This window comes from Butyrivibrio sp. YAB3001 (assembly GCF_900112195.1).
Lineage (GTDB): Bacteria > Bacillota > Clostridia > Lachnospirales > Lachnospiraceae > Butyrivibrio.
Genome location: NZ_FOKR01000002.1, coordinates 633,900 through 658,510, shown reverse-complemented (window position 1 = coordinate 658,510; position 24,611 = coordinate 633,900). Strand labels below are relative to the sequence as shown.

At 39.3% G+C, this 24,611-nt stretch carries 15 protein-coding genes; 11 read left to right on the top strand and 4 right to left on the bottom strand.

The annotated features are described in order from the left end of the window. Positions 1-123: 123 nt before the first annotated feature. Complete coding sequence (locus tag BM086_RS02710) at positions 124-771, top strand: trimeric intracellular cation channel family protein (protein ID WP_092323010.1); 648 nt, start codon at positions 124-126, stop codon at positions 769-771. Positions 772-774: 3 nt separating this feature from the next. On the opposite strand, the gene BM086_RS02705 is transcribed toward BM086_RS02710, so the two are convergent. After that, positions 775-1,341, bottom strand: a complete 567-nt coding sequence (locus tag BM086_RS02705) for a GNAT family N-acetyltransferase (protein ID WP_092323007.1) — start codon at positions 1,339-1,341, stop codon at positions 775-777. Between the two features lie 182 nt (positions 1,342-1,523). On the opposite strand from BM086_RS02705, the gene BM086_RS02700 reads away from it, so the two are divergent. The 3 genes from BM086_RS02700 (at position 1,524) to BM086_RS02690 (ending at position 4,641) form a co-directional block, all read left to right on the top strand. After that, on the top strand, positions 1,524-3,218 hold the full coding sequence (locus BM086_RS02700) for a phospho-sugar mutase (RefSeq protein WP_092323004.1): 1,695 nt from the start codon (positions 1,524-1,526) through the stop codon (positions 3,216-3,218). Between the two features lie 147 nt (positions 3,219-3,365). Then, complete coding sequence (locus tag BM086_RS02695; RefSeq protein ID WP_092323001.1) at positions 3,366-3,977, top strand: diacylglycerol/polyprenol kinase family protein; 612 nt, start codon at positions 3,366-3,368, stop codon at positions 3,975-3,977. 16 nt (positions 3,978-3,993) lie between these two features. After that, positions 3,994-4,641, top strand: a complete 648-nt coding sequence (locus tag BM086_RS02690) for a cation transporter (protein ID WP_092322998.1) — start codon at positions 3,994-3,996, stop codon at positions 4,639-4,641. 124 nt (positions 4,642-4,765) lie between these two features. On the opposite strand, the gene BM086_RS02685 is transcribed toward BM086_RS02690, so the two are convergent. Then, positions 4,766-5,449, bottom strand: coding sequence for a hypothetical protein (locus BM086_RS02685; protein ID WP_092322995.1), 684 nt, complete (start codon positions 5,447-5,449; stop codon positions 4,766-4,768). 256 nt (positions 5,450-5,705) lie between these two features. On the opposite strand from BM086_RS02685, the gene BM086_RS02680 reads away from it, so the two are divergent. Continuing rightward, positions 5,706-5,957 carry a hypothetical protein gene (locus tag BM086_RS02680; protein WP_092322992.1) on the top strand — a complete coding sequence of 84 codons (252 nt, stop codon included), beginning with the start codon at positions 5,706-5,708 and terminating at the stop codon, positions 5,955-5,957. A gap of 176 nt (positions 5,958-6,133) precedes the next feature. Here the strand turns inward: BM086_RS02680 and BM086_RS20725 are convergent, their stop codons facing one another. Both BM086_RS20725 and BM086_RS02675 read right to left on the bottom strand, forming a co-directional pair. Further along, a complete protein-coding gene (locus tag BM086_RS20725; RefSeq protein WP_175560070.1) occupies positions 6,134-6,307 on the bottom strand; it encodes a hypothetical protein in 174 nt (57 codons plus the stop codon). A 231-nt stretch (positions 6,308-6,538) separates the two neighbouring features. Beyond that, positions 6,539-8,002, bottom strand: coding sequence for a methyl-accepting chemotaxis protein (locus tag BM086_RS02675; RefSeq protein WP_092322989.1), 1,464 nt, complete (start codon positions 8,000-8,002; stop codon positions 6,539-6,541). A gap of 328 nt (positions 8,003-8,330) precedes the next feature. On the opposite strand from BM086_RS02675, the gene BM086_RS02670 reads away from it, so the two are divergent. The 6 genes from BM086_RS02670 to BM086_RS02645 all read left to right on the top strand — a co-directional run bounded on the left by BM086_RS02670 (position 8,331) and on the right by BM086_RS02645 (position 24,607). After that, on the top strand, positions 8,331-10,397 hold the full coding sequence (locus tag BM086_RS02670; RefSeq protein WP_092322986.1) for a methyl-accepting chemotaxis protein: 2,067 nt from the start codon (positions 8,331-8,333) through the stop codon (positions 10,395-10,397). A gap of 371 nt (positions 10,398-10,768) precedes the next feature. Continuing rightward, the gene (locus tag BM086_RS02665; RefSeq protein WP_092322984.1) at positions 10,769-11,911 is read left to right on the top strand and encodes a glucose-1-phosphate adenylyltransferase; all 1,143 of its coding nucleotides are present in this window, start codon (positions 10,769-10,771) and stop codon (positions 11,909-11,911) included. Then, on the top strand, positions 11,911-13,032 hold the full coding sequence (glgD, locus tag BM086_RS02660) for a glucose-1-phosphate adenylyltransferase subunit GlgD (protein ID WP_092322981.1): 1,122 nt from the start codon (positions 11,911-11,913) through the stop codon (positions 13,030-13,032). The genes BM086_RS02665 and glgD overlap by 1 nt, the downstream gene beginning before the upstream one ends. A gap of 502 nt (positions 13,033-13,534) precedes the next feature. Then, a complete protein-coding gene (locus tag BM086_RS02655; RefSeq protein WP_092322978.1) occupies positions 13,535-18,964 on the top strand; it encodes an InlB B-repeat-containing protein in 5,430 nt (1,809 codons plus the stop codon). A gap of 581 nt (positions 18,965-19,545) precedes the next feature. Further along, positions 19,546-20,772 (top strand): EAL and HDOD domain-containing protein, encoded by a 1,227-nt coding sequence (locus BM086_RS02650; RefSeq protein WP_092322974.1) that lies wholly within the window; start codon positions 19,546-19,548, stop codon positions 20,770-20,772. Between the two features lie 28 nt (positions 20,773-20,800). After that, on the top strand, positions 20,801-24,607 hold the full coding sequence (locus tag BM086_RS02645; RefSeq protein WP_092322971.1) for an EAL domain-containing protein: 3,807 nt from the start codon (positions 20,801-20,803) through the stop codon (positions 24,605-24,607). Positions 24,608-24,611: the final 4 nt, after the last annotated feature.

Genomic DNA, 24,611 nt, shown 5'->3' with positions numbered 1-24,611 from the left:
CATGTAAATATCTTAAAACTAAAGTAAATAATACTTCATTTTTATTGATTTAGGAAGTAGAATATTGTGGTGCGATTTTATGGAATTTTTATAAGAGCCAAAAAGCGTTTTAGGAGAGAAGAGATGTCAGTGATTTTGCTTGGAATATTTGATTTTATAGGGACGGTGGCTTTTGCGATTTCGGGAGCCATAACCGGTATCCATAAAAAAATGGATGTTTTCGGTGTTAATATTCTGGCAATTGTCACAGCGTGTGGCGGAGGAGTGATAAGAGATATTGTTATGGGAAGTTTTCCGCCTCAGATGTTTGTTAACCCTTTTTATGTATTGGTAGCTGCAATCGTTGCCAATATTGTTTTTCTTATTATGTATTATCACAAGGGGGTTCCCAAGAAATTTTCCGGAGTCTATGACAGGGGACTGTTTGTATTTGATACTTTGGGGCTGTCTGCATTTATGGTAGACGGAGTAATGATAGGCGCAAACTTTGGATATGAGGACAATCTGTTTTTGTTGGTATTTCTTGGATTTATAACCGGAGTAGGCGGTGGTGTCTTAAGAGATGTCCTTTCCAATCAGATGCCTGCTATTTTTGTAAAGCATGTTTACGCCCTTCCGGTTATAATCGGTGGAATATTAATGGTATTTATCCATGAAATGATGAATGCCTGGAACGCAGCAATGGTCTGCAGTTTTGTACTGGTTATCCTTTTACGTGTCTTGGCAAGACATTTCAGATGGAATCTTCCAAAAGTTCAGATAAATGAGTAGGAATTAAATGTCCCATTTCCCAAAGGCTACATCCATTGGAGAAGTGCTGTGCTGCCCAAGCATCTTTTCCATCCAGATCATGTCATACCAGGTGCCGAATTTATAACCTGAATCATGGAATGTGCCAACGAGAGTATAGCCCATTTTCTCATGGAAAAAGAAACTGTCATTTGTAAGATGTGCGTCAGAAACGCCTTCTTTAAGGAAAGCGATGCAGGCATTGACGTTTAAGATTCCCATTTTTGCAAGAGAGGTTTCAAGTGCTTCGTAGAGTTTTTTTCCTACGCCGCCTCTTTTATGATCTTCACGCACGTAGACAGTGCTCTCCACAGACCAGTCGTAGGCTTTTCTTCCCTTGAAACTTGTGGCATAGGCATAGCCCAATATTTTTCCGTTATCATCTACGGCCTTTATATAGGGATATTTAGCGGAAATATTTTTGATCCTGGATTCAAATTCCAAAACGCCTGGGACTTCATATTCAAAAGTAATTGCTGTGTTCTCCACATATGGAGCGTATATTTCCAGCAATTCTTTTGCATCACTTACAGATACTTTTTCGATTCTCATAAAAACTTCCTTTCTGTTTATAGAAAAATAGTTTGAGACAAATTTAGATTTCATTTGTTAGCTGATTCTTTTGGCAAATGGATAGTAACAAGTTTAGCACAATGTAATTGAGAATAGTAGCAAATATGCTGTTAAAAATGATAAAATGGTTTAAGAGGACGTTTTACCAAGGAGGTTAAAATATGAATTACAAAGAAAGATATGAAGAGTGGCTTACAAAATTAGAGGATTCCGATCCGTTAAAGGAAGAGCTGCTTTCTATCAAGGACAATGATAAAGAGATAGAAGAGAGATTCTATCAGGATTTATCATTTGGTACAGCAGGACTTCGTGGCAAGGTTGGAGCAGGTACAAACCGTATGAATGTCTTCACAGTTGGAAAGGCTTCACAGGGAGTCGCTGATTTTATTGTTTCTAAGGGAAAAGAGGCTTGCGAGAAGGGCGTTATCATCGCTCATGATCCAAGACATTTTTCAAAAGAGTTTTCAAGACTGGCAGCAGGTATTTTTGCGGCTAACGGTATAAAGGTTTACACATTCCCGGATTTAAGACCAACACCGGAGCTTGCATTTATGATTAGAAGGCTCGGCACGGTGTCCGGAATTAACATAACTGCTTCCCACAATCCAAAGGAATACAATGGCTACAAGGCATACTGGGATGATGGATGCCAGGTTTCATCCGATATCGCAGACGGTATGACAGAGAAGATCAATGCTGTTGATATATGGAGCGGAATTAAGGCTTCTGACTTTGAGGAAGGTGTCAAAGCAGGTAAGATTATTGTACTTGGCGAAGAGTATGACAGGGAATATCTTGATAAAATTGAGGGAATGGCAATTCATGAAGGTGATGAGCTGGATCTTTCCATTCCGCTTGTATATACACCTCTTAATGGCTGCGGCTCTGTGCCATTCAGACAGATGCTGACAGACAGAGGATTCAATAATTGGAAGATAGTCCCTGAACAGGAAAATCCTGATCCTGATTTTACAACAGTTGGCTATCCTAACCCTGAGGATCCAAAGGCCTTTAAATTAAGTGAGCAGTACGGACGCGAGTTTGGTGCTGAGCTCTTAATGGCAACAGATCCGGATTCAGACAGATTTGCCATTGAGATAAGAGATGATAACGGGAATTATATCCCGCTTAACGGAAATCAGACAGGTTATCTTCTTGTAAACTATGTTCTTGAAGGACGTAAGGATGCGGGAACACTTCCTGCAAAGGGCGCTATTGTTAAGTCCATAGTTACTTCAACTTTATCGACTATTATGGCTAAAGCCTATGGTGTTGAGATGTTTGAGACTCTTACCGGATTTAAGAATATTTGCGGTAAGATTCCATATCTCCATGAGAACGGTTATACATATCTTTTTGGATATGAAGAGTCTGTTGGATATGCGGTTTGTGAAGATATTCGTGATAAAGATGGTATATCAGCAGGTATGCTTGTGGCAGAGGCAGCAGCATATTATCGCAAGCAGGGGAAGACATTGTGGGACGTTTTGCAGGAGATATATGCTAAATATGGTTTCTTTGCAGAGGATGAACCCAATATCGTACTTGAGGGTATTCCCGGAGCACAGCGCATTCAGCGCATGATGAAGTGGTTTAGAGAAAACATTCCTACTGAAGTTGCAGGCGCCAAAGTTGAAAAAGTCATTGATTATATCAATGGTTATGAGGATATTCCACCGCAGAATGCCATAAGACTTTTCCTTGATAACGGCTCATGGTTTGCTATCAGGCCTTCAGGAACGGAGCCTAAGATCAAGTTCTATTTCTATTCAAACAGAGATAGCAGAGAAAATGCACTTGCTACCAACAAGCAGATTAAAGAGGAAATCTTTGGCCTTATCAATTCTGTTGATTAAAGTAGACGGCGCCTTGGAGCAGATTTTTCCTGTTTCAGGGCGCTGTGTTTATGAATGCGCAAATTGCGGAAAGGAACGGATTGCTTTCGTAATCCGTTCGTGTGCGAAAGAGTCGCAAGAGATTCTTTGTATACGAGGGATTTTTAATTGAGTAGTTATAAAAAAGAAGTTTTCAGAAAAACTTTGCATGTACTGGGACTAGTGGGGGCGGTACTTTGGGTATACTCGGTAGAAGACTACAGGCAGTCAATCTGGTATACCTTTGTGGGTACTCTGATAATATCGCCTGCACTATTTCTTTTAGCATTTGTGCCAAAGCTCAGCAGCGCTGTAAATGCAAGAAGAAAGTTCGAATATTCGCAGAGTTTTACTGCTCTTACAGTAATGTACATTATTGTTGCAGCCGTCTGCTGGGGCTATTTAGGCGAGAGAATGCTTGTCATCGCATGTATCATGGCATGGGGACCGGGAGATGCCGCTGCAGCTCTTATAGGTAAAAAATATGGAAAGCACAGACTTGGCAAGGCAAAAAAGAAAAGTCTCGAAGGATCGCTTGCCATGTTTGCGTTTTCTTTTATCAGTGTGTTTATTGTTCTGATGTTATGGAATAAGTGGGGGATTGTTCAGATGGTGATCGTTACTTTCCTTACTGCTTTAGTGACAACAGTAGTTGAATTCTATGTTCTAAGCGGCTTTGATACGTTTTTTTGTCCGGTGGCGGCAATGACTGTTCTTGCATTATCGGCTATGGCAATTTGATAGGAGAGAGGACAGTATGGGCAAAAAGAAAAATGATAAAACGAATGAAAAAAGTGGCTTTAAGACACTTCTTTTATCTGTCCTTTTAAGCTCTCCCGGACCTCTTGTCCTGGGCATAGGACTTACTGTGGGAAGAAGCTCTACACAGCTTGCTGATTTTACAAGGAGGACAGCAGAGCTTCTTGCTATAATTTCATCATTTGTAGTGTATGTAATTACCAATAAGGAAGGCTTTGATAAGGATGTCAAAAGAAAAATAGAGTGCAGGAGTAACGCTTTTGTCGGGGTAATCATGTGTGTGAGTGGTATCAGCATGGTTATTGTTACTTTGTTTTTTAAGAGCGGAAACAAAGGAAATGTTGCACCTGCTTTTGTTATTGCACTTTTTGGTGCTATTACCAATACACTTTTCTGGCGCAGATACACCAAACTTCACGTAGAGTTTGGAAATGCAGTTCTTGGCGTACAGGCAAAGCTTTATGGTGCAAAGTCTATAGTAGATACTTGCATCACTTTGACACTTCTTATGGTGGCGGTTATGCCCGGGTCAAGGATATCTTTATATGTTGACATTGTTGGTTCACTTTTTGTTTCAGGATACATGATAAGAAGTGGCATTTTGACAGTGAGGGAGAACATGAAGTCATTGTCAAAACAGACATGAAGGATTGTCATGCAATGCGCAATCATAATTCAATTGAACATTAAAAAAGAAAGGGACGGTCTTGTCTGACTCATTCATCTTTGGAGAATCAGATAAAACCGTCCCATTTTTGCATTATAATTCTTTAATTTGAACTGTCATAATCAGTTACATTTGTAACAATCCAGGTATCAGTTTCAGGATTCTTCTCAAGAGTTATTGCGATGGCATAGGTCATCTCTTTGGAATTGTCTATTTCTTCCTCATAGATCTCAAGGACAGTTTTGATCATGTCATTGTAGATCTTGGCTTCTGCAACTTCTTTGCCCTCCTCATAAAGAGCTGAGATCTCATCAGCATTGTTGGTGTTGTAAGCCTCTATTGCTTCGTTTATCTTTTCAGAAGTGTCGGCACTGTTTATGATATCTACGGCAAAAGAAGTTTTCACAGTTGCGATAGCAGTAGCAGTGTTGTCTTTATTAATCTTGACGTTTGATATGGAGTAGGACTTTATCATATCGGCAAAGCGAGCACAGAAATCATCAATCATAGCCTTTGATTCATCTGAAAGCTGTGCGCTTGAAGTGCTGTTTGAAACAAAAATATCTACAAGGGAATCGGCGTCGAAGAGCTTAACAAATTCGCCTGATACAACGTCAGAAGTTGCGTATTTATTGATGTCTTCGGTTGAGTCGGAAGCAACTGCTGCAAGAAAGTTTGTGGAAGTCTCAGTGACTGCGGTTTTGTCCTGGGCTGTGCATCCTGTAAGCACGGAAAAAGAAAGAGCAACAGATAAAATTACTCCGCATATTTTTTTAAAACTATTCATAATGGAAATCTCCTGGTATTTATATATTGCGTTAGCTAAATAATTCAGCCTTAACCATTATAGCAAATAATGGTGAAAAAACTATGTCAGCTTTATTTATTTTTTGTCAAATTGCATAAAACAGTATAGCACAAATTTTGCAATCAACCAAAGAGTATCGCAATTTCACTGATAAAGTGATAAAATTGTGATATATAGAATGCGCGAAACAACGATATTTTATTAACTTTATAACCCTAACAAAGGAGGTTTCTAAATGAGAGTTCTTTTCGGTGAAGGCATTGTTAAAGAGGTTGAGATGGTTGAAGTTAAACCTTTGGATTTTGGTGATGGTCAGATAGCAGGAACTGAGATTGATTTCACACTAAGAAGAGGAGATTTGATCAAATATATCTACAGTCAGAATGTGTCGATTGAAGAGTCAGGACAGAGAGCAATTGACTTTGTAAGAAAGCTTTATACAGACGGTATTGGTGATTTTACTCATGAACCTGTGGAGATGCTATAAAATAGAATATCGCAAATACTGTTTTAAATAGAATGTCGCTTGCGACATTATCGCGCCGAGCGCAGTTTTATTCATGCATAATATTCCAAATAAAGAAGGCTCTATGCACATCAGTTGCATAGAGCCTTACTTATGCTGTTCTTCCATTGCATTCTCCATACCTAAAAAGAAAAGAATTATCTCTTGCCAAGACAACCCTGGTTTTTAAGTTCAATCAGAAGGTCAAAAACAATCCCCAATGGTAAACCAGTAATATGGGCTACTTTTTCCGGATCAGGATAGTATTCATCTTCACAGTTCCTTTTAATGCAGTCCATTACTTCCATTCGAGCATCCAATGTAGCTGTCATACCGTTATTTCCTCCTTTCCCTCGATTTATAACACCCACAAGCTAGATATTATCTACCTCTTTTATATTATATCGTATTTTTTATCGAAAAGATAACCTATTTTTGAGTAAAATTATAAAAAATTGATAAAATTTTCACTAGCCTGTTAAGGTATAAAAATACCTCATTTCATTTGAGGAGGGCACATGCTAAAAAATGAAATGAGGTATTTTGAAATTTGGCTTAATTTATCAATCCTGCTGCATATCTTTTAGCTTATTTGCCTGCTTATAAATGTCACTAAGTGTTGTCTTAAAGGCTTCAAACTTGGATACTGCATTATCAGATGCAACAACACCTTCGTTGGAGAGAGAAGCAACTTCCTGGCTGGTAGCTGAGAGATTTGAAATACTATCGTTGATCTCGGTAGTAGAAGCTGCTATTGATTTCATGCCTTCGCCGATTTCTGAGAAGCGTGAGAGCATCTCTGTTACGTTTTCGTTTATACTGTCGAAGTTTTCTCCAACAGATGCTATCATCTGATTCTGTTCAGATACAGATGCTACTGTATTATCTATACTTGCCATAGCTTTTTGAACATCTTCATTAAGTTCATTGATAATGCTGGTGATCTTTGTGGAAGCGGTGTTGGTTTCTTCTGCAAGTTCACGTACATCGTTTGCAACTACTGCAAAGCCTTTTCCGGCTTCACCTGCTCTTGCAGCTTCAATGCTGGCATTGAGAGCAAGGAGATTGGTCTGCTTTGATATTGACATGATGGAACTTACAATCTTTGTAACATCTTCAACCTTATTGATAACTGCCTGAGTTGCGTCAACTGTTACCTGACTCTGGCGTGCTACATTCTGTGATTTTTCTTTTAACTCACCGATAACTCTTACGCCTTCATGAACAGCTTCCTGAGCGCTTTCTGATGCTTTTGTCATATCTCTTCTGTGCTGCTCTGTAGTTGAAGTTTCTTCCTGAATCTGCTGAACACGCTGAGCCTGAGTGGTTATTGCATTGGCAGTGCTTTCCATGCTGCTTGCGATATCCTGCATTCCGGTGTGCTGTGTGTTCATGATCTCCTGTAGATCGTGCATATTATCCTGTGATTTATTAAAGAGTTCCGAGATGCTATTTGCTATATCAGCCATCTTATTTCCGGTCTTCAGGGCTTTTTCGGCATGCTTGGTTATCTTTTCGTTGTTCTCGTCATTGAACTTGCAAAGGAGTGTAACAGTAGCAATACAAGACACAAATGCCAGAGCTAAAGTGATAAAAGCAGGGACATGCACCATATCAAGTGTTCCTGTTGTGGCATAGGCTTTGATGCAAGTGATAAGAAAAGAAAATGTTATTGCTGATATACCAATCTTACAAAGTCTTGAATTAAGGTAAACCATGCTGCAGATAAGTATTGGAAGACCAAATGCAAAGTAAATGATGTTGTTCTGGGCTATAAGAAGTATGAAGTAAAAAATGGTTGCGCCGCCCATTATTAGGATGGATCCCATCTTTTCAGTACTATATTTAAAATTTCCTACAGCAGCCATGGCCATACCAATGATGGAGCCAATGACGATCGCAATGTTACTGCCATCAATTCCAGATTGCAGCATATTTGCAACTGTGACTACAAATCCAACTCCGATTATTACGCCGGTAACATTAAAACTATTGGAATTCGCACGACGATATTGTTCAGCGTTCATATATATGCACCCCTTTTCTGTTTTTTGCAAATATTATTACAATACAGCAACTTAATTCTATCATGATGTTATCTCAAAATAAACTAAATAACGATATATAAGTTGTTAAAAAACAGTAAAGAAAAGATAAAGAAATATTATTAAATTGCCAAGAATATATACAAGAAACTGTCATTAAATATCACACGATTTTTTATCTAAAATTCAGCTTTATTTATTGTTTTTTTATAAAAAATAAGAGGAAATAGCGGTACAATAATTTTGTGATAATATCTAAATAACGTCACAAACAAAACGTATAGAAGAATATTAGAGAGGGTGGTAATCGATGAAAAAAATGAGTCTTAAGTTTAAGATGCTATTATGCATTCTTCCTATCATGGCAATAGGAATGATTATTTTGACGTATATTGGCTCAAAGGAACTATCAAACAATGTTCAGTCAGCCAATACTACAAGTATGTATGCAGAAGTTGAATCAAGTTCTTCAGCAGTGGATGCAAAGCTTGAGATCATTGAAACGACTGCAGTAAATATTGCTGAGATGGTTGCGACATCGTATACCTTGGTGGATATTGATACGTTTGGCAAGATGATGGAGAAAATCATTGAAAATAATGATTCAATTCTTGGCTGTGGTTTGTGGTTCGAACCAAATACAATCAGGCCGGAAGAACAGTATGTAGGTCCGTACTGGCAGAGAGATGGAAGCAATATTGTTGAGGTCTGGGATTATAGTAATGCAGAGTATGACTATTTTAACCAGGAATACTATCTTGTGGCAAAGTCAATAGCAAATGGTCAGGCGACAATTACTAATCCTTATTATGACCCTACGTCACAGATCGTAATGTCCAGCTGTTCAGCTCCTATTTATGATAATGGAAAATTTATTGGTTGTGTCACTGTTGACATGGAACTATCCTCAATTGAAAAACTTGTGTCAGATATTAAAGTAGGTTCAACAGGAAGAGCAATGCTCCTTGATTCAACGGGAGTATATATTTATACAGATGATCTTACCAAGGTCGAGGGTGGCGTAAATATTTCTGCTGATGAAAATACATCTTTGGCAGAACTTGGTTCAGCAATTGTAAGTGGTGCTTCAGATTCACCCCAGATGAGAGCCTTTATGGAAAATGGTCAGCGAGTTATCGTGACATATATGAATGTTCCTAAAGTTAACTGGAAGATTATTATGCGCATGGATATGTCAGAGCTTGAGGAGCCTGTAAAAAAAGCAACAAAAGATCTTATCATTGTTATGATAATCGCGCTTATTGTCAGTGCAGTTATCATTATGGTCTTTGTGGTCAACATAGCAAAGAGTATCAACAATGTTAAAGAATTTGCCAAGATTCTTGCAAGCGGAGACTTTACTATCGATAAGCTTGCCAATAAGCGAGAAGATGAGCTTGGTCAGATGAGCGACTCACTGAATGAGATGTTTGAAAACAACAAAGATGTTATCACGAAGATTTCAGATGGCTCAATTAAAGTATCTGAGACTTCCAATGGCCTTGCAAGCATGGCAAATGAACTTGCAAATCAGTTCCACAGTATTCAGGGAAATATTTCAGGTGTCAACGATGCCATGATGTCTTCCGGAGCTGCAACAGAGCAGGTAAATGCTTCTGTTGAGGAAGTAAATGCATCAGTTCATCAGCTTGCTGCTGAGACGGAAAAGACCAGTAAAGACGCTGAAGAGATCAAGAGCAGAGCAAAAGAAATTGAAAAAGAGAGTAGAAAAGCTCATGACTATGCTATTTCTATTGCTGAGCAGAGAGAAGCAGATCTTGAGGAAGCAAAAGATAAGGCTGCTGTAGTTAACCAGATTGGAACACTTGCAGATACAATTGCTGAGATTGCAGATCAGATCAATCTTTTGTCACTTAATGCAAGCATTGAAGCTGCAAGAGCAGGAGAAGCAGGAAAAGGCTTTGCAGTTGTTGCATCTGAGATCAATAAGCTTGCAAGCAGCACATCAGAAGCTGTTGAACAGATCAGAGAAACAATCGATGGCGTGCAGGAAGCATTTGGAACACTTTCATCATCATCCGGTGACTTGCTTGGATTTATTAAGGAAACAGTTACCCCCGATTATGATAAATTCGTTGCTCTTGCAAAACAGTATGGCGATGATGCCGGGGCATTCGGAGATTCTTCAACAAGCATAGCATCTATGGTTGAGAATATCCGTGCTTCCATGGAAGAGGTCAGCAAAGCTATAGAGAACATAGCAGAGTCCACACAGGATACAGCAGATCTTTCGAGCCGTGTAAATGATTCTGTAACAGCTGCAGCAGATGTAGTATCCAATGTAAACGATATGACAACAAAGCAGGAAGAAGTTGCAGGAACACTCGAGTCCATAGTTGGACAGTTCAAGTTGTAATGATTTCCGGGTGTTACGCAGGATTGCGCGGAACAATCCATGAATTCATATTTTAGATTATTGAACTTACTCACACTTACTCATAGGTACTCCTCCTGTAAGGATAACCAGGAAAAAGGAACGTCGTTTTTCGGCGTTCCTTTTTCTGTAGCATAGCATAAGACAAGAAAACGAATGGATTATTTGATCAAGCCGCATGCGAGTGAAAAATAAAGATTATAGAAATAATTGGGCAAGTTATGACCGTATTAGGTAGCATAAAATGGGCGTCTGTGATAATATTATTATTGATTATTCAGTAAATCAGCGTATTTTCTGATATTATCTAATTATTTTCTTAATTTTCTTGAAATATGAAGGGGGGCATATTTATGGCTCAAAATGAGATGCTTGCCATGATCCTTGCAGGTGGGCGTGGTAGCAGACTTAAAGATCTGACTACTAAAGTTGCTAAGCCGGCTGTGTTTTATGGTGGAAAGTATCGTATCATTGATTTTCCATTAAGTAACTGTGCAAATAGTGGTATTGACGTTGTGGGGGTTCTGACACAGTATGAATCAGTTCTTTTGAACAGTTATGTTGCACAGGATGGTCGTTGGGGACTTGACTCCAAGGACAGCGGAGTTTATGTATTAACACCTAGAGAAAAAGCAGACGAAGGTCTTGATGTTTATAGAGGAACTGCCGACGCTATTTCACAGAATATTGATTTTATTGATGCTTACAATCCTGAGTATCTCCTTGTTCTTTCAGGAGATCATATTTACAAAATGGATTATTCCAAGATGCTGGCTTACCACAAGGAAAACGGCGCAGACGCAACAATAGCCGTTAGACCTGTTCCCATGAAAGAGGCAAGCCGCTTCGGAATCATGAACACAGACGGTAATGGCAGAATCGTTGAATTCGAAGAAAAACCTGAAAAGCCAAAGAGTAACCTGGCTTCTATGGGTATCTATATTTTCAGTTGGAAGCTCATGAGAAAGATGCTTGTTGAGGATATGAATAATCCTGATTCAGATCATGACTTCGGAAAAGATTTCATCCCAAGAATGTTAAATGAGCATAGAAATCTTTTTGCTTATGAGTTCAAGGGCTATTGGAAGGATGTTGGAACTATCGATTCTTTGTGGGAAGCCAACATGGATCTTCTTGATGCAAAGAATGCACTTAATCTGAATGACTCTTCATGGCGTATCTACACAGAGGATGTTTCAACACTTCCTCAGTACATAGGAAAAGATGCCAAGATTTCAAATGCATACATCACGCAGGGCGTTCGAGTTGAAGGCACAGTTAAGAACTCAGTTCTTTTCACCGGAGCATCGGTTGGAAAGGGAGCCAAGGTTATTGACAGTGTTCTTATGCCGGGTGTTGTTGTAGAAGAAGGCGCAGTGGTTACAAGAGCACTGGTTGCCGAGAATGTGAATATTGGCGCTAAGACCAAGGTTGGCTCTAAGGATAGCGAGGAAATAACGCTTGTTGCCAAAAATGTGAAGGGAGGTACAAAATAATGCAGAAAAATAAGGCTTTTGGTATAGTATCTTCCGCAGATAACAGCATTCATGTTGAAGGTCTCCATGATTACAGACCTATCGGTTCATTCTCTTTTCTCGGAAGATTCCGTGTTATCGATTTTCCGATTTCAAATATGAGTAACAGTGGAATGGACAGAATTCAGGTATATGTAAGATCCAGAGCAAGATCAATTGCTGAGCATATTGGATCTGGCAGACATTACAATATCAACTCAAAGCGTGGTAAGATCCAGCTTCTTTTTGCAGAGGATACTAATCCACACTCCATTTATAATAATGACATCAGCGCATATATGGAGAATATCGATATAATCGAGCGTATGCATCAGGATTATGTTATTATTGCTCCGAGTTTCATGGTTTATAAGCAGGATTTCAAGCAGCTTCTTGATACACATATTGAATCCGGCGCAGATGTTACTCTGCTTTATCATAAGGTTGATAATGCAAAAGAGTATTATCAGAACTGTAAGACTGTTAGTATTAACAGACAAAAGGGTATTCTTTCCATAGAAAGAAATCTCGGAACAGCAAAAGAGAAAAATATTTTTATGGAAACTTATTGCATGAGCAAAGAAGTGTTCATAAGCCTTATTAAAGAGGCAAGATCGTTGTCTTCAATTTATACTCTTTCAGATATCGTTAATCTGAAGTGTAAGGATATGGATATCAGAGGCGTTCAGCACAAGGGATACTTTGCTTCACTTCTTAGTCTTTCAGATTATTACAGAGCATCTATTGACCTTCTGGACTATGATGTTGCAAGTAATCTTTTCAGACCTGAGTGGCCTATTTATACCAGGACAACAGACTCATGCCCGACACAGTATTTTGAGACTTCATCGGTTACAAATTCGTTTATCTCAAATGGTTGTCTCCTTGAGGGAAGCGTAGAAAACTCTGTTATTGGTCGTAGCGTCGAGATAAAGAAGGGGGCTACGGTTAAGAACTCAATCATCATGGCATACGCGGTGATAGAAGAGGGTGTTCACATCGAGAATGCAATTGTAGATAAGTGGGCTCATATTATCCATGTAAAAGATATCAGTGGAACACCGGAACATCCACAATACGTAAAGCGTCGCGACACACTGTGACAGATTATTTCAGCCTTGGCATTTGCCAAGGCTGTTTTGTGGTTAGGGGGAGGACAGTTCAGTGCCAGTCAGGTGGTTTTATGATACAGTCAGAAATAAGCGTGTTCGTCTGCGAGGTGAATTTCATAAATTCGGAATACAAGGATGTCCTCATCTCAGCGCTGTTCGAAGCATTCGGCTATCCTTGTATTCCTTATTTTGAAAATCATCCTGCTCGTCCGAGAACTGCTTATTTCTGACTGTATCATAAGAACCTGACTGACAGCTGAACTGTATTTCGCGGTTGTTGGTGGACGTGATAAATGGCGGAAAACTTCTTTTGGCTTAGCATAGATTGATGTGTATATACGTTGCTGTACAGAAAGAATCGAGCATTTCATGAGAAAAATATTCACTCATACTCGTTTAAGTGGTGAGTTATTAATTATGGAATAGTGTGTATGTACGTGATAAGATTTATTTGTATTCGAAATTTTTTTTATGGGGAAAGGAGTGTAGTGTTTTGAAAAAAAGAGTACTTAGCTTGGTGCTTGCTTCATTATTTACGTTTTCGTCGATTGGCGTGGATGTGAAGGCAAGTGATGTGGAGCTGTCTGACACTTTAAGTGATTGTGGCGATGAGTGTGAGATAGAGGCTCCTGAACAGGAAAATGAGCAGGAAACAGCTTCTGATGACCTTGAGAATATTACTGATAATGATGACGATGAAGCGGTAAAAGAGGTTGAAGATGAACAGTCAGAATCAACACTGGAAACGGAATCGGATGGATCATCTGAGGAGGCTGTAAAGGACGATGTTGTAGAACAGGAGAAAGCTGATGACAATAAGTCAGAATCTTCCGATGGAAATGCAGAGTTTGGCAAGGAAGATTCTGATGATGATTCTGAATCAGGTAAAGAAAGTGACTCAGATACAAGTTCAGAAGGACAAAAAACAATTTCTGACGAAACTGAAGAAGCAGACAAAAAAGAATCCTCTGATAGTAAAGAAACCGGGAAAGATTCAGAAAAAGAATCTGAAGACAATGATTCTGAAGATGAAGAGAATTCCTCTTCTAATAAAAAGCAGAAAGAATCAGGAAAAGATTCTGATGATGAAAAGATATTAAATGAAGGGGATGAAGATCCTGGAGAGTCTGATGAAGAGTTAGATGACATGGAAAAGGATGATGAAGATGAGAAAGCTGTAGACGATAAATCATCCGACAAGAAAAAGTCAGATACTAAAGATAAAAAAACTGACAGTACAAAAGAAGATAACAACGAGAATACAGATACCAAAAAGTCAGATACGAAGAAAAAAGATACAAATAAAAAGGATACAAAGGAATCAGACATACGAAAATCAGACAAGACGAATTCAGATACTAGAAAGCAGGAAAAGAAGACCCGCGAACCGGAAGAGTTTTCAGGAGTGATTGAAAGCGGAGAGTATGAGGTAACTCTTTTTGCAGAAAAAGGAAATATTCCGGCAGGTACTACAGCAAGTTTAAATCTCCTTGAAAACATTTCTAAGCTTACACCGTCTGAGGTTGTTGAGAAAGCACTTGATGAATCCATGACTGTCGTTATGGCGGAGGCTTTTGAAGTTTCTTTTGCAACTGATTATGCAAGCGATGTAACTGATGGAATTGGTAATGAAGACGTCACAGAAGGTGACACTACTGAAGCAAAAGAGACTAAAAATGCTGATGAAAAAGTTTCAGAAGATGAGAATCCTGGTCAGGTTAACTCAGAACAAGACATTACAGAAGATGTTTCTGAGAAAACAGGTGATGATGAGTTTCAGAAAGTAGATGTGGTTTCTGATGAGTCAGATGAGACTGACGATTCTACAGAGTTTTTTGAAGACCAGGAAGACGACCGGAAAGCTAATTCTCTTTCAGGGGGAGAAGATTCTGAAATAGTTGATACACAGGATGAGGACAATGCGAATCCTGATTCTCAGAATGAAGAAAATTCTGAGAATGATCCGGAAGAATACAATGATGAAATCGATCCAAGCGATCATGCCGACTATAACGGCAGTATTTCCGTAAAAGTCAGATTATCCAAGGATTTTGCTGACAAGGTGGAGGAAACATTGGCTTCTTCTGAGGAAGCAAAGCTTTCTGCCTATGTTCTTGATGAAAACGGTGATGCAACCATAGTCGAGAGCAGTTATGAAGAAGGAAACATTTCTTTTGACCTTAAAGCGGCCAAAAAGGAAGTATTCATAATCGCCCTTACAGATATTTATGGTGAACCTTTTGAGTACACTGCGAAAATCAGCGGTTACGCAATATCACTTAGCGCAGAACCACTTGTTTTGCCTAAAAATGTTAAGACAGACATTAAGCTTATCACCAAGACGGAAGATGGCAAGGATATTGAAGAAGTAGTACAAAAAGAAATTGATGAAGATAAAGAAATTCTTGAGATTGTTACTTTTGATATCACATTTACGTCAAACGGAAAGGTTGTCGAGCCTGAACAGGGCAAGGTAAATGTGTCGATCAAGCTTGATAAGTCCATGGAAAAAGCTGTGGAAGAAGCTGAAGAATATCTGGAAGAGACAACTCTTGAAGTCTATCATATTGATGATAATTCTAAGGCACAGCATGTTGAAAGTGAAGTTACAGATGACAAACTGGTTGTATTTGATGCTGAAGAGTTTTCATCCTATACCGTGGTTTTGTATGCAAATCAGGTGAATGCAGGTACGATTAAATCAGTTTTCAGCTGTGATCTGACATATAGTACAAAGCCAAATAATAAGCCATTGGTTCTCATCTTTTGGAAGACAGGATGTGGGAACTGTAATAGGATTCTTTCTTCTATTTCGGGGACAACGCTTTCAACTGAACAGGATGTTATTGCAGCGGAGATGAGCGGCAAATCCGCAAGTGATGTTGTTGATTATCTAAATGATGGTGAATATGTATCAGATATAGTTGATTATGGTTATGATGCAAGCTCAATCTGTTGGAGCTACTACAGACAGCTTGGCGGCGGAAACAGCATGACAACACCGCTTATTGTCTATGTCCATAAGAATGGTGATATACAAGGCTTTACTAATGGCTATGTCAATATTTTTAACGAAATTAAGACAAGACTTGGAACTGATGCCAAAGCAAAAGAATATACTGTTGAGTACATGAATGATGAAAAGACAGTTGCATCGCGTGTTTCTTATGCAATAGGTCACATGTGCTGTATCGATTTCCATACAAATTATCTTGATGGATATGAATTCATCAGCTGGAATACAAAGCCTGATGGCAGTGGAACCACATACAAGGAAGGCGATGTCGTAGATAGTCTTACAACAAAAGCAAATGCAACAATAAAGCTTTATGCCCAGTGGAAGACTAACAACTATAAGATCACTTATAATCTTAACGGCGGAACAAATAATTCAGGAAATCCCAAGACCTATAATGCGGGAACTCCTACAATAACTCTAGCTAAGCCTACGAAAAAAGGTTACTCTTTTGCCGGATGGTTTTCTGATAAAAACTTTAAGAATAAAGTAACTCAGATTCCTAAGGGGAGCACCGGAAATAAAGTATTCTATGCTAAATGGACTGCTAACAAATACACTGTTGAGTTCGTGGGAAATGGTTCAACAAGCGGTTCGGTGGCAAAACTCACAGGCTGCAAGTACGGCAGCAGCTATACTCTTACATCCAATGCCTTCAAGAAAAAAGGTTATAAGTTTAACGGCTGGAATACCAAGGCAGATGGCTCAGGAAAAGCTTATGCAAATGGCGCATCTGTTAAGAATCTGTCTGCTAAGAATGGTGCGACAGTCAAGCTTTATGCTCAGTGGAAAAAGGCAAAGTACACTATTACCTACGAACTTGCAGGAGGAACAAATAATTCTGCAAATCCTGCGTCCTATACTATAACTTCGAATACAATAAAACTGCAGAAACCTACCAGGAAGGGATATAGCTTTGGCGGATGGTTTAAGGATAACAAGTATTCTGAAAAAGTAACTGAAATTGCAAAGGGAAGCACAGGCAATAAGACTTTCTATGCTAAGTGGACTGCTAATAAATATACTATTGCTTTTAACGGAAATGGATCTTCATCCGGAAGCATGAAGAAGATTTCGAGCTGCAAATATGGTTCATCCATAACTTTGACAGCAAATGCTTTTTCTAAAAAAGGTTATACCTTTAGTGGTTGGAACACTAAGGCAGATGGTTCCGGAAAAACCTATGCAAATAAAGCAAAAGTTAAGAATCTCTCAGCCAAGAACGGAGCAACAGTAACCCTTTATGCTCAGTGGTCAAAGAATTCTTATACTGTAAAGTTTAATGGCAACGGTTCTTCATCAGGATCTATGTCAAACCAGAAATGCAAGTACAATACAAGCTACAATCTGACAGCAAATGCTTTTGCAAAAAAAGGCTACAGATTCAGCAGTTGGAATACTAAGGCAGACGGCTCCGGAACTTCCTATGCGAATAAGGCGCAGATAAAAAATCTTTCAGCCAAGAACGGGGCAGTTATAACACTTTATGCCCAGTGGAAGATAAATTCGTACAACATTGCATTTAACGGAAACGGTGCTTCATCAGGAAGTATTGATACAGTAAAAAGTGTTAAGTATGGAAAAACAGTTACTCTTCCTGCAAACGCTTTTTCTAAAAAAGGATATAAGTTTAAGGAATGGAATACCAAGGCAGATGGCTCGGGAACTTCATATGCCAATAAAGCTCAGGTAAAAAATCTTTCGACTAAAAACGGAGCAACTGTAACTTTATATGCGCGCTGGACAGCAATATCCTATAAAGTTCAGTTTAATGGAAATGGAAGTACAAGTGGCCAGATGGCAGTAATGACCTGCAAATATGGAAAGAGCTACACGCTTGCTGCAAATGCTTTTTCCAAAACGGGATACGAATTTACAGGATGGAATACCAAGGCAAACGGAAGCGGAAACAGCTATGATGATGCTTCTTCAATCAAAAACCTTGCTTCAAGCTCAGGAAAGACGGTTACATTATATGCTCAGTGGGAAGAAAATGACGGACTAAACAAGATCAGTCTAGGAGTTACAGCAAGAACTCAGGCTGAAATCCGTTCCTTTATTGCTAATCATCCTGCAGATGATACCATGTCATATGGCACATCACCATCCTTGTCAGGGACGTATTCGGAAGGAAGCCTTTCTTCAAAAGCACAGAAAGGAGCTCTTAACGTACTCAATACTTACAGATATATCGCAGGACTTAGCTCTGATGTTACGATAAAAAGCGATTATTCAAAGCTCTGCCAGAAGATAGCACTGGTAAATTACTTAAATGACTCATTGTCACATAATCCTTCAAGACCATCAGTGCTTAGCGATTCCAAGTATGATTCTTTATATGAGGATGCCTGCGAGGGCGGAACACATTCCAATCTTTCCTACAGATGGCCTGCAACCGGACTTGAGAGCTCTCTTTATGGTCAGATGGAAGACTCCGGAACCAATAACCTTTCAACTGTAGGACACAGAAGATGGATATTGTATCCAAACATGTCTCAGACAGGATTTGGAAGAGTAGAGAATTTTTCAGCAGTTTACGCCATGGATGGATTCAGGGGCGCAACAGGTGTCAGCGTAGCATGGCCTGCTCAGAATACACCTGCAGACTATATTTCAAACGACGCTCCGTGGTCGCTCTGCATGGGAAGATATGTTGATACCAGCAACCTTTATCTCACAGTAGTCAGAAAATCGGATGGCAAGACCTGGAACTTCAATCCTGACACACAAGACGGATACTTTGCAGTTAGCAACGAATACTACGGCGATATGGGCTGCATCATTTTCCGTCCGACAGCAGTCACAACAAACGCCGGTGACACCTACACCGTAACAGCCCGTTTCCTCGACAAGAACCAGAAACTTACCTATAAAGTCAACTTCTTCAACTTAACAACAAACAAATGATATATTCATCGTCACACTAAATCCGCAGAAAATGTGTGTTTCTGTAATACTATTGAATAAATAACTTATGCCAAGACTTCCCAGGATGTTTATCATCCCGGGAAGTTTTTGTATTTATAGCTAATCTCAAGAAGTACTGCTGTGGATGATACAGGTACGCAGCTGTTTTTTAATCCACAGCTGCGTGCGTCAGCACGCAACGAGTTGCGAAGCAACTCATTCCCTCAATCGGTACATTTCAGGTGGCGGGTGGCAAGTGGGGGATAGGAAAGTTTCCAAATGTGAAGTTCTCGGACGAGCAGGATGATTTTCATATTGAGAAAACAAATGGATGGCGACTGCTTCGAACAGCGCTGAGAGGAGACATCCATTTGTTTTAGAAATCATGAAAATCACCGCGCAGACGACCACAAACATTTGGAAACTTTCCTATCCCCCATATTCCCCACCACCGGAACAGTCCTTCCCATCCACTACAATATTCACGGAATTTTATAAAAATATAATATATTTAAACAACTATTTTTGCTAAAATATTCTTGAGTGGGAGTATGTCATTACCGTGCCGAAAGGAGAATTCTATGTTAGCAACATTGATTCCTTTATTTGATGATAATATGTCAGTATGCGCTTATTCCGTATTTGCGCGTAAGGAAAACCACTTCTTGAACCCTAGTTTCGAAGGCGGAGCAAGATACGATGGAGCTGGCACTGTACATGAACTTGAAGTTGTAAGCAGCATGGGTGTCGGCACCCTTTCAGGTGGAAAGGAAGTCTTTGTTCCTATCAATCAGTTCTCCATTTTTGCTGAAATATCCCTCCAGTGCACGGTTCCGGCAAACAAAGTTATTCTTTTGATGGATAAAAATATTCCTCCTACAGAACAGTATGTTCAGAGAGTAAGAGAACTTAAGTCTCAGGGTTACAAACTTGCCATAAGAAAACTGCCTATAAGCAGCTTTGAACCGTACAAGGAAATCATATCCCTTTGTGATTACATATTGCTTAATCATGCAAAGATAGACATCACTAAAGCGAAGATTTATTTTGAAAAAGTATTTCCCAATATCAAGCTTGTTGCCGTTAATGTAGATACGCAGGAAGAGTATGACAAGCTTAAGCAGGATGGCGGCTATGATCTTTACGAAGGCGGATTTTTTAGAATGCCGGTTAAAGAGTCAGAGACAGAAGTCAACCCGCTGAAAGTGAATTATATAGAGCTTTTAAATGTTGTGAATAACCCTGACTTTGATCTTCAGGACGCTGCAGATGTTATCGGAAAAGACCCAGCTCTTGTTATTTCCCTCTTGGAAATGGTAAACAAGATGGCTCTAAATTCTGAGATAACATCTATTCGTCATGCGGCAGCCATGCTCGGACAAAAAGAACTAAAAAGATGGATAAACACCGCAGTTACGAAGGAACTCTGTGCTGATAAGCCAAGTGAGATAACAAGACTTGTAATGATCAGAGCTAAGTTTGCGGAGAATCTTGCAGACAATTTTCAGCTTGCGATGCTGTCACAGGAGCTGTTTATCATGGGGCTTTTCTCTGCGCTTGATATAATGCTTGAAAAAACCATGGAAGATGCACTACAGATTGTCCAGGTGTCAAAAAATGTAAGGGAAGCGCTTCTTGAGAATAAGGGAGACTTTGCCAAGGTGCTTAATTTTATCAAAAAATATGAAGTTGCAGACTGGACCGAGGTTTCAAGACTGCTTGTTTTGGAAAACATAGATATGGATGAGGTTTACGATGCGTATCTTAATGCCCTTAAGTGGTATCGTGATCTTTTCCCGCAAAAGTAAATGGTAGTACGGCTGACGAGGTGATGAAATGCTGGATCTTCAGGGAATTGGAAGTATAACCTTTAACAGTGCTGCTATTATTATAAGCGTTACCTGTATATTTTATATACGTATCATGAACAACAGACTTCGAACCAGAAGCCTGTTGTTTTTGGGCCTATGTGCTATAGTCGCTATTGATGCGCTTACCGGGATTTTGGGTGAGCTTGTTAGAGCGACTTTTTTTTCTTTAGAAATCAAATTGTTTTTAAGTAATGTTGCGCAGTTTGTCTATTTCATTACTCATTTTCTGATAGCTCCAATGTTTGCCATATACATTGTTCTTGTATGCAACGTGCAGTTTAGATTTAGCAATAGAGCAAGGATAATGATGGCGATTCCGGCTGTGTTTCTTGAGATTTTAGTTCTGCTATCACCGTTTTTTCATACAGTTTATTATGTTGATGAAAATCTTACGTTCTACAGAATGTTTGGGGTTTATATCGCGTATGGAATAAGTGTTTTTTACGTACTATTTGCTGCGGTGGCTCTTATTATGTATTGGAATTCTCTTACAAATGTGAAAAGAATTGCCATGATATATTTCACAGCATTGGTTCTTTTCGGAACTATCCTCCAGATGGTTGTAATTGAGATAAGAAGTGAACTCATGGCCGAAGCTATCGGATTCATGGGACTTATGATGATGCTTGAGAATGATGATGACAGAACAGATGTCACAACGAGAATCAATAACAGAAATGCCTTTATTAAGGATGCCGGTTCATATTTTAAGTATAAAAGGGATTTTTATACTATCTGCGTAAGAATTGTTAATGCAGATATTTACAGAAAGATTGCCGGCTATGAAGAATTTGAAAAAGTAAATGTTATGATCGCCGATTACCTAAAAGGGCTTGATAAGCATATCGAAGCTTACAGAATGGGAATTGATACCTTCATGGTAATCTGTGCCGATATGGATAAAGAAGCTGCTGATGCAGTGGCGGACAATATATATGACAGGTTTACAAAGGAATGGATATGCAAAGAAAACGGGATAATCTTGTCCACAATGATATTCGAGGCAAGTTCGCCTGACCAGTTCGGTAGCGTTGAATATCTTCTTCTTTTATCAGATGGAGCATTCGATGATGTGACGGATCATGTTATGAGAAATCATGAGCTGGATTTCATCTTAAGAAGAGCAGATGTTGAGAATGCAGTAAAACGCGGAATCGAGAACGAGAGCTTTAGAATTCATTTTAATCCGATCTATACGAGGGATGAGCTGGCAATCTGTGCGGCTGATGCATATCTTAGCCTTAAAGACTGGGCTCTTGGGAGTATTAAGTATGAGGAATTCATTCCGATTGCAGAACAGACAGGAATGATCGAGCAGCTTGGATGGTTCATGATAGATCAGGTGTTTTATTTCCTGGGAGGCGGCATCGTCGAGGAAATGGGACTTGAATTTATCAGTATTAATCTTTCTTCTGTTCAGATCATCAAGACGGATTTTGTTGAGAGAGTTCAAAGCCTTTGGGAAAAATATGGAGTTTCACCTTCTAAGATTGTTTTTGATATTACTGAATCGGCAGCTGCTGCAGATCAGAATATTCTTAATTCCGTTATGCAAAAACTAAGTGAAGCCGGAGTTAGGTTCTTTATGGATGAGTATGGGACCGGCTTCTTTAATATGCAGTCAGCAGCTTCTTTTATATTTGAAGGAGTTAAGATTGATGCCAATCTTATAAAGAATGCTTCAAAGACTCCACAGAACAGAATTATTCTTGAAAACAGACTAAAGATGATGGGACAGATGGGGAAGAAGATCGTTCTTACAAATGTCTTAGATCAGGAAAGTCTGGACGCAGTATCTAACATTAAGGTTAATTACCTTCAGGGACCATATTTTTCACAGCCTGTAAGCAAGAATGAATTCATTGCTATCCTCAAGGCTACTGAGATGGCGAGAATGGAAGAAAGGCGCGCAAGAGCTGCGAATGAAGCAAAGAGTAATTTCCTTGCAAATATGTCCCATGAGATAAGGACTCCTATAAATGCAGTTCTTGGAATGAATGAAGTAATCCTTAGAGAGAGTAAGGATGAAAAGATTCTTGGATATGCCCAGAATATTGAAAGCGCCGGAAGGACACTTCTTTCTCTTATCAATGATATTCTGGACTTTTCAAAGATCGAAGCCGGAAGCATGGAAATCAGCGAGGCAGAATATGATTTTAGTTCTGTTTTAAATGACGTTTACAACATGATCAGAATAAAGGCTGAGCAAAAATCACTAAGCCTTGTATTTGAGATTGATGAGAACCTGCCGGATACCATGTATGGTGATGAGATGAGACTTCGCCAGATCATGGTCAATATCCTGAATAATGCTGTTAAATATACCAAAGAAGGAACGGTCACCTTACGGGCTTCAGGCGAGAGGCAGTTTGATGGAATAATCCTTAAAATAGAGATTTCTGATACCGGAATGGGCATTAAGAAAGAAGATATAAGCACACTGTTTGACAAGTTCAAGCGATTGGATATCGACAAGAACAGGACTGTTGAAGGAAGTGGTCTTGGACTTGCAATCACCCATAGCCTTCTTAGTCTAATGGGCGGTGCCATTGAAGTTGATAGTGAGTATGGAAAGGGTTCAACCTTTACAATTCACCTGCCGCAGAAAGTTATCGGCGATACCAGGATTGGTGACTTTAGAAGCAGAATTATAAAGAACAGCAAGGATAGAAAGAAGTATAAAGAAAAATTTGTTGCTCCGGATGCTATTATTCTTGTGGTTGATGATACTCCTATGAATCATGTGGTTATACGAGAACTTCTCAAGCCTACAAAGATTCAGATAGATATGGCAAAGAGCGGACAAGAGTGTCTGGAAAAACAGTCGCAGAAGAAATATGATGTTATTTTCCTTGACTATAGAATGCCCGGAATGGATGGTGTTGAGACCTATCAGGCTATGAAGGAAGATCTTGATAGTCCGAATGCTGACACGCCGATAGTTGTTTTAACAGCCAATGCGATAACCGGCGCTAGGGATAATTTCCTTAAGATTGGTTTTGATGATTACTTAAGTAAACCTGTAGAAAGCGATAAGCTTGAGGATTGTCTTGCAAGATTCCTTCCTGCTGACAAGGTTGTTTACTCATCACCTGAAGAGGATGAAAATGATACAGCAAGTGATAATGTATCAGAAGTTTTTTTGGAAAAAGAAAATGCAGGTCAGGAGTCATGGATTGATAAACTAAATGGCATAGATACTGATCAGGGACTTAAGAATTGTGGGACTTTGGACAGCTACTTAAGTATCCTCAAAGTGTACTTTGAATCGATAGAAAGTACCAGGGGCAATATCGAAAAGACCTATGCCGATAGAAACTGGAAGGATTACACAAGCTATGTGCATTCTCTTAAGAGTACAAGCCGCACGATAGGAGCAACTTCTTTATCCAAGCTTTCCGAGAAGCTTGAGAATGCAGGAAATGAGAAGGATATCGATACAATAGATACTTATCAGAATGAGCTTCTAAATATCTATCAGTCGGTTGAAAACAGCCTTTCTCAGATACCGGAGATTGCAGGTGAAGAAGAAAATGATGATAACAAGCAGGAAATAAGTAAGAACCAGCTCAAGGACGCATATATGACTATTCTTGAAGTCAGTAAGATCCTTGATTTTGATACACTTCAGTTTGTGATTGATTCACTTAAGGAGTATAAACTTCCGGCTGAAGACAGCGCTGCGGTGAAAAAAATAGGAGAGCTGGCATATAAGCTAAAATGGGATGACATAGCGGAACTCGTTCAAAAACGTATTGATGAACAGGAGTGATAAG